Source organism: Streptomyces sp. NPDC017246, assembly GCF_044331325.1.
Lineage (GTDB): Bacteria > Actinomycetota > Actinomycetes > Streptomycetales > Streptomycetaceae > Streptomyces.
The window spans coordinates 307,327-319,888 of sequence record NZ_JBIRMW010000004.1; the positions used below are offsets into that span (position 1 = coordinate 307,327).

Annotated in this window: 9 protein-coding genes; 5 read left to right on the plus strand and 4 right to left on the minus strand. The window is 72.1% G+C overall.

The window, feature by feature from the left end; genetic code table 11:
* Positions 1-79: 79 nt before the first annotated feature.
* Positions 80-2,857, minus strand: a complete 2,778-nt coding sequence (locus ACH4MY_RS12055; protein ID WP_398001178.1) for a glycosyl hydrolase — start codon at positions 2,855-2,857, stop codon at positions 80-82.
* A gap of 279 nt (positions 2,858-3,136) precedes the next feature.
* Between ACH4MY_RS12055 and ACH4MY_RS12060 the strand changes: the two genes are divergently transcribed.
* From ACH4MY_RS12060 to ACH4MY_RS12075, 4 genes are all read left to right on the plus strand, one after another.
* A complete protein-coding gene (locus tag ACH4MY_RS12060; RefSeq protein WP_398001181.1) occupies positions 3,137-4,459 on the plus strand; it encodes an extracellular solute-binding protein in 1,323 nt (440 codons plus the stop codon).
* A 58-nt stretch (positions 4,460-4,517) separates the two neighbouring features.
* On the plus strand, positions 4,518-5,483 hold the full coding sequence (locus ACH4MY_RS12065; RefSeq protein ID WP_398001183.1) for a carbohydrate ABC transporter permease: 966 nt from the start codon (positions 4,518-4,520) through the stop codon (positions 5,481-5,483).
* Positions 5,480-6,418 carry a carbohydrate ABC transporter permease gene (locus ACH4MY_RS12070; protein ID WP_398001186.1) on the plus strand — a complete coding sequence of 313 codons (939 nt, stop codon included), beginning with the start codon at positions 5,480-5,482 and terminating at the stop codon, positions 6,416-6,418. The genes ACH4MY_RS12065 and ACH4MY_RS12070 overlap by 4 nt, the downstream gene beginning before the upstream one ends.
* 67 nt (positions 6,419-6,485) lie before the next feature.
* Positions 6,486-7,892: a GH1 family beta-glucosidase gene (locus ACH4MY_RS12075; RefSeq protein WP_398001189.1), complete on the plus strand. Its 1,407-nt coding sequence runs from the start codon at positions 6,486-6,488 to the stop codon at positions 7,890-7,892.
* 22 nt (positions 7,893-7,914) lie between these two features.
* Here ACH4MY_RS12075 and ACH4MY_RS12080 read toward each other — a convergent pair whose 3' ends face one another.
* The 3 genes from ACH4MY_RS12080 to ACH4MY_RS12090 all read right to left on the minus strand — a co-directional run bounded on the left by ACH4MY_RS12080 (position 7,915) and on the right by ACH4MY_RS12090 (position 11,244).
* Positions 7,915-8,646, minus strand: coding sequence for a hypothetical protein (locus ACH4MY_RS12080; protein ID WP_398001191.1), 732 nt, complete (start codon positions 8,644-8,646; stop codon positions 7,915-7,917).
* Between the two features lie 133 nt (positions 8,647-8,779).
* The gene (locus tag ACH4MY_RS12085; protein WP_398001194.1) at positions 8,780-10,144 is read right to left on the minus strand and encodes a carbohydrate-binding protein; all 1,365 of its coding nucleotides are present in this window, start codon (positions 10,142-10,144) and stop codon (positions 8,780-8,782) included.
* Between the two features lie 113 nt (positions 10,145-10,257).
* Positions 10,258-11,244, minus strand: coding sequence for a LysR family transcriptional regulator (locus ACH4MY_RS12090; RefSeq protein WP_398001197.1), 987 nt, complete (start codon positions 11,242-11,244; stop codon positions 10,258-10,260).
* A gap of 361 nt (positions 11,245-11,605) precedes the next feature.
* On the opposite strand from ACH4MY_RS12090, the gene ACH4MY_RS12095 reads away from it, so the two are divergent.
* Complete coding sequence (locus tag ACH4MY_RS12095) at positions 11,606-12,271, plus strand: GPP34 family phosphoprotein (RefSeq protein WP_398001200.1); 666 nt, start codon at positions 11,606-11,608, stop codon at positions 12,269-12,271.
* Positions 12,272-12,562 lie beyond the last annotated feature (291 nt).

Sequence of the window (12,562 nt, forward strand, 5' to 3'; positions counted from 1 at the left end):
CACGCGGGGACGGCGGGCCCGGGTGAGGAGGAACCCGGACCCGCCGCCTTACCCCGAAGGAGTCCCCCGAGGATCGGGGTCAGTCGAACGGGATGACGACCACGGACCGGTCCGTGCCCGTCTGGACGCGTGCGTCCCCGTTCCCGATCGCGCCCCAGACCTCCAGCCGTACGGTCCCGCCCTTCAGGTTGCCGAGCGTGCCGGTCGCGGACTTGAGGCCGCGGGACTGGGCGTACTCCTCCCAGCCGGTCACCGGGTCGGTCGCGAAGTACTGGTACGTCTCCGTCCGGTCGAAGGTGCCGTCACCGGTGAGGTCGTAGCTGATCCGGGCCTGCTGGCCGAGCCCGACGGCCGTACCGGCGTCCACCTGGAGCCGGAAGGCGGTGGCGCCGCCCGCCTTGAGCGTGCCGTTGACTCCCTTGGCCTCGTAGACGAGCGGCCGGTTCGGTGCGCCGTCGTAGTTGCCGCCCTGGGCCGAGGCGACGGTGTCGCTGCCGGCCGTGGCGCCGGTGGCCGTGGTGAGCGTCCCGCCGGTGCGGAGCTGGAAGGTGTTCCCGGTGCCCGGCTCCGGCTCGGGGTCCGGTCCGGGGCCGCCCGCTCCGGTGCCGGTGGCGGTGGAACGCGCGGGCACGGAGAGGGACTTGCCGTCGGAGAAGGTGACGGTACGGGCCGTCGAGCCGTGGTTGTGGGCCACGTACGTCCGTGTGCCGTTCTTGGCGAAGACGGCCGACGTGGGGATGGATCCGGTGACCGTCGCGTCGGGTGCGCCGAGCGTGTCGAGGGCGGTCAGCCAGTGGTAGGTGTGGGCCTTGGACTCGCCCGCCTCAGGGGTGTAACCGGCGTTCCCCGCGTCCCACTTGGCCTTGGCGGCGGCGGGGTCGGCGAAGGACTGGAACTCCCAGAGGATGTCGCGCCATTCGACGGCGGGTCCGCCGTTCTCGCGTTCCATCTCGGCGATGTTGCGCCGGACGGCGTCCTTGTGTCCGCCGAGGTGGAGCGAACCACCGGTCACCGGGAGGACGTTGATGCCGTGGATCTCCTCGGGGTTGGCGGTCCACCAGGTGGAGTAGGCGGCGCCGCTGCCCCACACCATGCCGACGGTGTCGTGCTGGAAGGAGCCGGGGAAGACCTGCTGGTCGGCGTCGAACCAGTACTGGGCGATGGCCTCGCCCTCGGTGGTGAGCAGATAGGTGCCGAGGTCGCGGAGCTGGGTGTTGCCGGTGGCCGAGCCCCAGAGGACGAGGGCGGCGCTGAGGTTGGTCGACTCGGAGGAGGACTCCTGGTTGTTGCCCGCGGCGAAGCCCTGGTGGCCGCTGGCCCAGCTGTGTCCCGCGTAGACGTCGAAGCCGCGGAGGAACGGGAAGGCGGTGTCGGTGCGGCTGGGGTTGGCGGTGTCGCGGACCAGGGTCTTGACCATGGCGCCCCAGGCGGAGTCGGCGGCCCAGGCCGTGTCGTACTGGGCGACGACGGCGGCGGCGTACACGTAGTAGCCGTAGTGGAAGTGGTGGTCGTTGAGTTCGGTGTCGCTGCCGTACGAGGCCGGGTAGCCGGTGAGGGTCTTCCAGGCGTTGTCGTACGAGAACTCGGTGGCGCCGCCCGCCGTGAACCACTCCTGGAGCCGGCCCTTGATCAGGCCGAGGAGCTTGTCGCGGGTCGCGGTCTCACCGATCTGGTCGGCGAGCGGGACCAGCTGGGCGAGCTTGCCGAGCGCCTTGCCGGTCCAGTAGGTGTCGACGGCTCCGGAGAAGGGGTCGGCGGAGTTCGCGACCTCGTTCAGGTAGCCGCGCAGGCGCGCGGTGTCGGCGCCGGTGCCGCCCGGGAGTCCGGGCAGGGTGGCGGCGGCCTGCTGGGTGGTGGTGAAGCTCGCCGACTCCCGGACCTTCATCGTGCCGCGGGGCGAGACGTAGGTGTACGGGGTGAGCGGGTCGGTGGTGTGGAGCCACTGGTGCCGGTAGAGGGCCTGGAGGGCGCCGCGCTCGGTGCCCTCCTTCGCCTCGGTGGTGAGGGCGTAGGTGGCGCGGACGGTGCCGGCGTCGTAGCTCCAGTTCACGGTGGAGCCGGTGACGAAGCTGTAGGCGTACTTCCGGTAGGTGGCGAGCGCGTCGGTGGACGGCAGGACCGCGACGGAGAAGTAGTCCTTGCCGCCGAGGCCGGCGGTGATGGTGGAGCCGGAGACGTTCCAGTCGGTGCCCGTGGGCGAGAAGAGGGCGTAGTGGTGGCCCGCGACGGTGATGCCGAGGACGTTGCCCTGGTCGGCGAAGACGGTGGGTGCGGCGGCGGCGGTGATCCGGGCGTCGCCGCCGGTGCCCTTGGCGTATACGAAGGGCATGCCGTGGCCGATGGTGGTGCGCAGGGTGCGGGCGCCGTCGGACCAGTAGGGGGTGACGGTCCAGTCGGACCAGGCGTCGGCCTTGGTGTCGGGCGAGTTGAGCCCGGTGAGGCCGAGTGTGAGGTCGGCCTTGTGGGCGAACTCGTACTGCCGCCCGTCGCCGACGACGGCGGGGCTGGTGGGGTAGCCGACCTCGAGGCCGCCGGCGACGGCCTGGTAGGTGAGGGGGTGGCCGTACATGGGGGTGGAGTAGGGGTTGTCCCCGTACCGCTGGAAGGCGAGGGAGGACCACCAGTCGTTGGTGGGGACGGGTTTGCCCTGGGCGGCGGGGGTGACCTTGGGGGTGACCGGTGCGCCGGTGTTGGTGGTGGGGCCGGAGGTCCCGGCGGGGCGGGTGTCGGAGTAGCTTCCGGCGCCGGTGGGGACGGTGGCCGCTGCCGCGGGTGCGGCGGCGGGGCCGAGTCCCAGGGCGGCGAGCGAGGAGACCAGGATCAGCGCTGCGGCCGGCCTGGTGCGGGGGGCTGACATGTGTACGGCACCTCATGTCGTCGAGACGAGTGGGGGCACGGAGGGAATGCGTGGGGAGAGGGGCGGGGAGCGCCAAGAGAGCGCTCTCAAGTCGCCGGAAACGTAAAACCGCCGAAACGAGTGTGTCAAGAGATTGAACACAGGCGGGACTTGACGGCTCTTCTCGTCCGTTACGCCTTCGAGCCTTGACGGATGGACTCCATCACGGGCACGCTCCACCCGCATGCTTGAGAGCGCTCTCAGTCGCTCTCGTCCGTTCCGGAGCCAAGGAGGCTTCCCATGCCCATCGCCCGAGCCGCCACCACGACCGCCGCCAGGAGAGCCGCTGTCCGTCTGGGAGCGGTCGCGCTCACCGGGGCCCTGCTCGCCGCCTGCGGAGGAGCGTCGGACGACACGTCCGCCGACGGCGCGGGAGGCAAGGTCACGATCACCGTCGACCTGTTCGGCTCCTTCGGATACAAGGAGGCCGGGCTGTACGCCGAGTACGAGAAGCTCCACCCGGGCGTCACCATCAAGCAGACGGACACCGAGGACGAGGCCGACTACTGGAAGTCCCTCCAGACCCGCCTCGCCGGCAACGCCGGCCTCGCCGACATCCAGGGCATCGAGGTGGGCCGGATCGCCTCCGTCGCCCAGCAGCAGTCCGAGCGCTTCGAGGACCTGCGGAAGTACGGCGCGGACACCCTCAAGGACCAGTTCGCCCCGGCCAAGTGGGCGGCCGCCACCGGCAAGAGCGGCGAGGTCCTCGGCCTCGGCACGGACGTCGGCCCGGAGGCCATGTGCTACCGCACGGACCTCTTCAAGAAGGCCGGTCTGCCGACCGACCGCGACGAGCTCGCCAAGAAGTGGGCCACCTGGGACGGCTACCTGGCCCTCGGCAAGCAGTACAAGGCGAAGGCGTCCTCCGGCAAGAGCGCCTGGATCGACAGCACCGGCAGCCTCTACTCGATCATGATCGGGCAGGAGAAGGAGCGGTACTACGACGCCTCCGGGAAGCTGATCTGGGAGAACAACCCCGCCCTGCGCAACGCCTGGGACCACGCCGTCCAGGTCGCCCAGGGCGGGCTGAGCGCCAAGCTCGACCAGTGGTCCCCGCAGTGGAACCAGGCGTTCGCGGCCGGCTCCTTCGCCACCATCCCCTGCCCCGCGTGGATGCTCGGCTACATCAAGGGACAGGCCGGTGAGTCCGGCAAGGGCAAGTGGGACGTCGCCGCACTCCCCGGCGGCGCCGGCAACTGGGGCGGCTCCTACCTGTCGGTGCCGAAGGCCGCGGAGCACAAGAAGGAGGCGTACGAGCTGGTGAAGTGGCTCACCGCGCCCGAGCAGCAGACGAAGCTCTTCCAGAAGCAGGGCAACTTCCCCTCCGCCACCGGCGCGATCGAGAAGGTCTCCGCCGCGAAGGACCCGTTCTTCTCCGACGCCCCCATCGGGCAGATCTTCGGCGACGCGGCGAAGGCGGCCCCGGTCCAGGTGCTCGGCGTGCACGACCAGAACATCGCGCAGCAGATCACGAACGCGCTGAGCGAGGTGGAGCGCAAGGGGACCTCGCCCGAGAAGGCCTGGTCGAACGCCAAGAAGGGCGTCGAGAACACCATCGGCTGACCCCTGGCCGCCGGACCCGCTCTCTCCACGACTCCTCCACTCCCCGAAGGGCCGCACCGTGACCCTCACCGCATCCGAGAGCCCGGCGCCGCCGAGGCCGGTCCCGCCGCCCACGCGGCGGGGCTCCGCCCGGCGGGCCTGGCAGACGTTCTCGCCGTACGCCTACCTCGCCCCGTTCTTCACCCTGTTCGCCGCCTTCGGCCTCTTCCCACTGATCTACACGGCCTTCGTCTCGCTGTACCGGGTGGAGCTCCAGACGCCCGGCGACATGGAGTGGCGGGGCTTCGGGAACTACACCGCGCTCCTCGGCGACGAGTACTTCTGGCTCTCGCTGCGCAACACCTTCACCATCGGTGTGCTCTCCACCGTGCCGCAGCTGGTCATGGCCCTCGGGCTCGCGCACCTGCTGAACTACCGGATGCGCGGCCGCACCTTCCTGCGGACGGCGGTCCTCCTGCCGTACGCGACCTCGGTGGCCGCCGCCACCCTCGTCTTCGCCCAGCTCTTCGGGCGGGACTTCGGGCTCATCAACTACGCGCTCGGCGTGATCGGCATCGACCCCGTCGACTGGCAGAACGACACGGTCGCCTCGCAGATCGCCGTGTCCACGGTCGTCATCTGGCGCTGGACCGGCTACAACGCGCTGATCTACCTGGCCGGCATGCAGTCGATCCCGGACGAGCTGTACGAGGCCGCCGCGATGGACGGGGCCTCGAGGTGGCGCCAGTTCTTCCACGTCACGCTCCCGGGGCTGCGGCCCACGATCCTCTTCACCGTCATCGTCTCGACGATCGGCGCGACCCAGCTGTTCGGTGAGCCGCTGCTGCTCGAAGGCTCGATCTCGGGCGGCATCTCGCACCAGTACCAGACGCTCGGCCTCTACATGTACGAGCAGGGCTGGGGCTTCTTCCACCTGGGCCGGGCCGCCGCCATCGCCTGGGTGATGTTCCTTCTCATCGTGGCGGTGGTCGGGGCGAACGCCCTGATCGCGCGCCGCCGTTCCCGCAAGGAGGCCGGCCGATGACCGCGCCGATCGGCCCGGAGACGACCTCGGCCTCGCCCGTGCCCGTCGACCGGCCGACCGTACCCGAGGCCCCGGCACGCGCGCTCGTGCCTCGGCGCGGGAAGTCCGGGGCGGGCCGCACCATGCACGCCGGTCCGCTCGCGTACGGCATCCTGATCGTCGCCGTGCTGTTCTCCGCCTTCCCCTTCTACTGGACGATCGTCGCCGCGAGCCGCTCCAACTCCGAGCTGGCGCAGGTCCCGCCGACGCTGCTGCCCGGCCCGAACCTGATACGCAACTTCGAGGCGGTCCTCGAAGAGGCGGACATCGGCAAGGCGCTCCTCAACTCCCTCATCGTCTCCGGCTCGATCACGCTCGGCACCGTGCTGTGCTGCACGCTCGCCGGGTTCGCCTTCGCCAAGCTCCGCTTCCGGGGCAGGGGCGCGCTCCTCGCGATCACCGTCGGCACCATGATGATCCCGCCGCAGCTGGGGGTGATCCCGCTGTTCATGCTGATCGCCGAGCTGGGCTGGGTGAATCAGCTCCAGGCGGTGATCCTGCCGGGTCTGGTGTCGGCGTTCGGCGTGTTCTTCATGCGCCAGTACCTGATGCAGTCGCTGCCGGACGAGCTGATCGAGGCCGCGCGGGTGGACGGCGCGTCCACGGCGAGGATCTTCTGGTCGATCGTGGTACCGATCGCCCGGCCCGGCATGGCCGTGCTCGGTCTGCTGACCTTCATGGCCGCGTGGAACGACTTCTTCTGGCCGGTCGTCGCCCTCACCTCCTCCGAGCCCACCGTCCAGGTCGCCCTGCGCCAGCTCGGCGGCGGCTATGTCCACGACCAGTCCGTGATCATGGCGGGCACGCTGCTCGGCACGCTGCCCGTGCTGCTGGTCTTCGGCCTGCTCGGCCGGCAGATCGTCGGCGGAATCATGCAGGGCGCGGTCAAGGGCTGACCCCGACCCGTCCCGCTCCTCACGCCTCCCCAGACATCCCACTCTCACTCCAGGGAGTTCCCACCCCATGACCGCGCTCGACGCCCGCACCGACACCACGACCGCTCTGCGTTTCCCCGAGGGCTTCCGCTGGGGCACCGCCACGGCCGCCTACCAGATCGAGGGGGCCGCGGCCGAGGACGGCCGCACCCCCTCCATCTGGGACACCTTCAGCCGTACGCCCGGCAAGGTGCGCAACGGCGACACCGGCGACATCGCCGCCGACCACTACCACCGGCTCGACGAGGACGTCGCCCTGATGCGCCGGCTCGGAGTGACCGACTACCGCTTCTCGATCGCCTGGCCCCGCGTGCAGCCCACCGGACGCGGCCCGGCCGTGCGCCAGGGCGTGGACTTCTACCGGCGTCTCGTCGACCGCCTCCTCGACGCCGGCATCCGCCCCGTGGCGACCCTCTACCACTGGGACCTGCCCCAGGAGCTGGAGGACGCGGGCGGCTGGCCGCACCGGGAGACCGCGTACCGGTTCGCCGAGTACGCCGGCATCATGGCGGAGGCCCTCGGCGACCGGGTGGCGACCTGGACCACGCTCAACGAGCCCTGGTGCTCCGCCTTCCTCGGCTACGGCAACGGCGTCCACGCCCCGGGCCGCACCAGCGCCCTCGCCTCGCTGCGGGCCGCCCACCACCTCAACCTGGCGCACGGGCTCGCGGCGCGCACCCTGCGGGGTGCGCTCCCCGGCGCCGCGGAGGTGTCCCTGACCCTCAACCTCCATGCCGTACGGGCTCTTTCGGAGGCCCCCGAGGACGTGGACGCGGCCCGCCGGATCGACGCGGTCGGCAACCGGATCTTCCTCGACCCCGTGTTCCACGGCCGGCTCCCGGAGGACCTGATCCGTGACACGGCGTCGGTCACGGACTGGTCCTTCGTCGCGGACGGCGACCTGGCGACGGCGGCCGCGCCGATCGACTCCCTCGGCATCAACTACTACTCCCCCAGCGTCGCCGCGGCGGGCACCTCCGAGTCGCCCTCACCGTGGGCGGGCGCGGAGCGGCACGTCCGGTTCGAGCCGATTCCCGGGCCGCGGACCGCGATGGACTGGCCGGTGGACGCGGACGGGCTGCACGAGCTCCTGATCCGGCTGCGCGACGAGCTGCCGGACGTACCGCTGGTGATCACCGAGAACGGCGCCGCCTACGACGACTACGCCGACCCCTCGGGCCAGGTGAAGGACCCGGAGCGGGTGGCGTACCTCCACGCGCATCTGGCGGCGGTGCACCGCGCCCTCGCGGACGGCGCGGACGTCCGGGGGTACTTCCTCTGGTCGCTCCTGGACAACTTCGAGTGGGCGTACGGCTACAGCAAGCGGTTCGGCATCGTGCACGTGGACTTCGCGACGCAGCGCCGCACCCTGAAGGACAGTGCGCGCTGGTACGCGGAGGTCATCGCCAGAGGGGGGCTCGAGAAGGAGGCCTGAGGAGCCGTACGGGTGCCCGGTCCTACGTCCGCAGCGCGCCTGCGACGAAGTTCCGGGTCCACGGGACGGCCGACTCGATCGGGATGTACCGGTCGTCCGCCGGGAAGAAGTCGACGACCCCCGCCGCCCCGTAATTCGCCCAGAAACAGGTGGTCATGGGGAAGGTGTCGGTGACGTTCTGTCTGCAGGTGACGACGAGGGCGGTGTCCGTGACGGTCCGGGCCTCGCCGGTGAAGTCACGGCCGTCGCTCGTCGCGCTGTCCGTGGACGCGGCGAAGATCCTCTTCAGCGCGGCGGCGGGGTCGGCCACCTTCTCGTACAGGTGGGTCCTGGCCGTGAACATGGGCGCGGAGGCGGACATCGTGCCCTTGCGGAGGACGTTCCGCGGGCTGCCGAAGCAGGACACCTCGTCGGCGACGTCGTTGCTGTCGACCTTGATCTCCTTGAGGTCGTCGTCGCCGCTGATCCTCATGTCGAGGCCGCTGCCGTAGTGGAAGCCGCCGTCGCCCTCGTCGCAGACGAGGCCCTCCAGGGCCGGGACGGCGATGGCCTTGTAGCGGGTGCCCGGGTCGGCGGCGAGCTTTCCGGCGGGCGGAGCCCCGCCCGCCTCTCCTGCGGAGGGCTGCCCCGCGGACGCCTTCCCGGCCGGCGGCCTTCCGTCCGAGGGTCTGCCGTCCGGCTGTCCGCCGGAACCGCATCCCGCCACGGCGGACACCAGAACGACCGCGGCCACGACGGCCCGAACCCTGCTCATGTGGCGACTCCCCCGCGAAGTGGCGCTGACCCGGAACGATGATCAAGATCGCGGTGATCATACGGGCACGCGGAGAGGGTGCCGCGACACCCCCCTCGGGTACGCGGCACCCTCCGTCACTTTTCGGCCAGGGTCACAGGCGCTGCCACAGCGCGGGAACGTTCGACGGCTCCCAGCCGGTCTGGGCCTGGTGGCCCTGGAGGCAGCGGTAGCTCGCGCCGCCGTAGGTGACCGTGTCCCCGGCCGCGTAGACCTTGCCCGCCGCCCACGTGCCGCCCGGCTCGGGCTCGCCCGGACCGGGGCCCGGGTCGACACCGGTGGTCTTCAGGGTGAGGCCGTAGTTCTGCAGCAACGGGTTCAACGGCTGGAAGAAGGTGGTGCCGCCGCTGGAGCAGTTGCCGGAACCGCCGGAGGTCACCCCCTGGGCCTGGCTCCCGGAGATGTACGAGCCGCCGGAGTCGCCGGGTTCGGCGCAGACCGTCGTACGGGTCACGCCGGAGATGGTGCCCTCGGGGTAGGTGACGCTCGTGTTGTGCTGCTGCACGGTGCCGCAGTGCCATCCGGTGGTCGAGCCGGAGCGGCACACGGAGGAGCCGACGGGCTGCAGGACCGAGCCGGTCACCTGGACGTTCGCGCCGCCAGAGCCCTTCACGTACGGGGTCGAGGTCCAGTTGGCGTTCGCGGCGACCCAGGCCATGTCGTTGCCGGGGAAGACCGAGCCCTGGAAGCTGCCCTGGGCCACCTGGTTGAAGCCGCTGGTCGTGGTGCCGGCGCGGCCACAGTGACCTGCGGTGGCGAAGCCCTGCGTGGTGCCCCGTGTCACCGGGAAGCCGACCGAGCAACGGCCGCCGCCCCCCATGTAGTACGCGTCGCCGCCCCGGATGTCGTACAGCGGGCGGGGGGCCTCACCACTGCGGACGATCCGCACCAGCCCGCGCGGGACCCCGGTGGCCGTGACCAGCCGTGCCCCGGCGCCCGCCCTGATCTCCTCGACGACCAGGACGTTGGCGCGGAGGTCGACATAGCGGACGGGCGCGTCGGTGGTGGCCGACCGGTCCAGGGCCGTCTTGGCCTGCTCCAGGGCGGTCAGACTGTGTGTCACGAGCCGGGCCCGGGCGCCCGTGGCCCGTATCGCGGCCGCGTCGGCGGCGCGGGTGGTGGCCACGGTCAGGGTGCCGGCCTCGGCGCCGTCCACCCACGCCCCGGCGAAGGCACCGCCCAGGCCCTGGCGGAGCCGGGCGGCGGTGGCACCCGCCTCGGCCTCGTTGGCGAGGCGGGTCAGGGCCTGGGAGCGGCTGAGTCCCAGGTCACGCTTCATGGCGTCGAGCAGCTCGGGCCGGGCGGATTCGGCGCCGAGAGCCCGCGCCGCGGTCCTGACGGCCGGGGTGCGGTGTCCGTCGTCCGGGGCCGCGGCGGCGGCCCCGGCCTGCAGCCCGGCCAGCGCCATTCCGGCGGCGACAAGGGCGGTACACGCCGCGCGGGCGTGTCGTCGGAGCATGGGGAGTCTCCTCGGTCGTCGAGACGGGGTTCCGGGTGGGGATCTGCTGGAACCGTAGGCATCGCGACGAGGGGGCGGCAGCTGTCGGCCGGCCCCTGCCATGGCGTTATGGGTCATGCCGGGGGCGCCCCCGCCGGCGGCACGAGGGACGCGTCGCCGCGGCCGCCCTCCCCGGCCGAAGGAGCGGGCATCCGGCCCGCGCTGGTCGCCAGCGCCTCGGCGTGGGCGGCCCGGGTGTGCCCCAGGACCGCGGCGGACCGGCCCGCCGCACGCCCCTCGGGATGCCAGCCGAGCAGGTGGCGCCACATGAGCGGAGCACCGGCGAGGGGACGGGTGACGAGACCCGGGGTGACGGGGAAGGTGGCCCGGCACAGCCCGACGGCCCGGCCCACCTGCACCAGGTGCACACAGGAGGCGGTGTCCGTCTCGTACACACAGGCGGGAGTGAACCCCGCCCGTACGCAGGCGGCCGCGAAACAGTCGCCGAAGCAGCCGTCGCCGGGCACGTCGGTCCAGGCCTCCGCCGCCAGTTCGGCCAGGTCGATCTCGGTGCGCGGCGCCAGCGGATGGTCGGCGGCCAGCATCACGTACACCGGGTCCCGGGCCACCTCCGTCCACGCCAGCCGTCCCGCCTCGGGCGGGCCGCTCTCCCCGCAGACGCCGACCAGGGCGAAGTCGAGCCGCCCGTCGGCGACCCCGCCGGCGATCTCACGCTCCGACCACGAGATGTACGTGCTCACCGAGGCCCCCGGGTCGGTGCGCGCGATGCGGTCGACCAGGCCCCCGAGCAGCGGGCCGTGCGTACCACCGAGCCGATAGCCCTCCGCGCCCTCGCGGGCGAACCGCACCGCCTCCTCCTGCAACTCGCAGACGGCGGGCAGCACCACCCGGGCCCGGTCGAGCACGAGGTCCCCGAGCGCCGTGGCCCGGACGCCCTCCCGTCCCCGCTCGAACAGCGCCCCGCCCAGAGCCCGCTCGATCCGCTTGAGCTGAGCGCTCAGCGCCGGCTGCGCGAGCCCGAGCGCGGTCGCCGCACGCGTGAGGCTCCCCGCGTCCGCGATGGCCCGGATCGTCTTGAGGTGCCTCAACTCCAAGTCCATACCGAGAGCTTGACGCCCCCACCCCCGGCGGTCCAGACCAAAGCGCGGCCGAGCGCACGGGCCCCTCGCCTGCCCCCTCCTCTCACTTCCGCCGGGCGGAGGGCGTGAGCGAGGACGCCGGCGCGGCAGACCACCGGGCCGAGCCCTCAGGTCGCGGGGAACGGCCCAGGTCACGAAGGACGACGGCGCCCCGCACCGGGGGAACCGCCGAGGTACACCCGTCGTCCCCAGGGGCGAAGGGCACCGGACGGACGTGTGCGAGCATGTCCGCCCACGCAGGGACAGCTGTACGGATGCGCCCATGGACGGTCGGACGTCCGGGGCGCGGAGGACGCTCACTTACGAAAGGCAAGGGGTACGGGTGGCGGTCACGCTCGCGGAGGAGATCATGCTGCTGTCGCTGGACGACGAGTCCGGGGCGGCGAAGGAACGGCAGTCCGCCGCATGGGCCGTCTCCGGCGGCATGCTGCTCGATCTCGTGCTCGCGGGGCGCGTGTCGGTCGACGACGGGCGCATCCGCGTGACGGACGCGACGCCCACCGAGATACCGCTGCTCGACGAGCGGCTGCGGCAGCTCGACACCTGGTGCGCCAAGAAGGGCCGGGCGCCGAAGGTCACCGACTGGCTGACGAAGGACCACACCAAGGCCGTGAAGGCCACGGTCGAGAGCCTCTGCGAGCGCGGTCTGGTGCGCGAGGAGCAGCACAGGGTGCTGGGCCTCTTCCCCGTCACCCGCTACCCGGAGGCGGACGGCTCCGCCGAGCGCGAGCTGCGGACCCGTCTGCACACGGTGCTCCGCGACGGCCCCACCCACCACGCCCGCACCACGGGTCTCCTCGCGCTGATCCACGGCGCCAAGCTGCACCGTCTGGCCTTCCCCGACGTACCGCGCGACGAACTCGTACCGCGCCTGGAGGAGCTCACGGCCGGCCAGTGGGCCGCCGAGGGCGTACGCCGGGCGATCCGCGACATGCAGGCCGCGATGCTCGCGGTCACGGCCGCCACGGTGGTGGCGGCCACGAGTTAGGCACGGCGCGAGCGGGTCCCGGGGCGGGGCAACGGGGCGGCCTTGGGGCACGGCGGGAGCGGGATCTCGGGGCACTGCGGGGGGGTGGACCCGGGGCGGGCCCCCACGGCCCGCCCCGGGTCCGGTCTGTGCGGCGGTCGGACCTGCTCGTCCGTCACTTTCCCTTCCGCCACTCACGTATCGCTCACGTTTCGCTAACGCCTCGGGCCTCGCCGGGCCCGCGTCATCGGCCCGACCCACTCGCCCCACTGGGCGCAACCCCCTCAGCCGTCCGCAGCCGTATGCAGCCGT

Coding starts and splice junctions, on each gene's coding strand:
- ACH4MY_RS12055 (WP_398001178.1), bottom strand. CDS start 2,857: ATGTCAGCCCCCCGCACCAGGCCGGCCGCAGCGCTGATCCTGGTCTCC.
- ACH4MY_RS12070 (WP_398001186.1), top strand. CDS start 5,480: ATGACCGCGCCGATCGGCCCGGAGACGACCTCGGCCTCGCCCGTGCCC.
- ACH4MY_RS12060 (WP_398001181.1), top strand. CDS start 3,137: ATGCCCATCGCCCGAGCCGCCACCACGACCGCCGCCAGGAGAGCCGCT.
- ACH4MY_RS12090 (WP_398001197.1), bottom strand. CDS start 11,244: ATGGACTTGGAGTTGAGGCACCTCAAGACGATCCGGGCCATCGCGGAC.
- ACH4MY_RS12080 (WP_398001191.1), bottom strand. CDS start 8,646: ATGAGCAGGGTTCGGGCCGTCGTGGCCGCGGTCGTTCTGGTGTCCGCC.
- ACH4MY_RS12075 (WP_398001189.1), top strand. CDS start 6,486: ATGACCGCGCTCGACGCCCGCACCGACACCACGACCGCTCTGCGTTTC.
- ACH4MY_RS12085 (WP_398001194.1), bottom strand. CDS start 10,144: ATGCTCCGACGACACGCCCGCGCGGCGTGTACCGCCCTTGTCGCCGCC.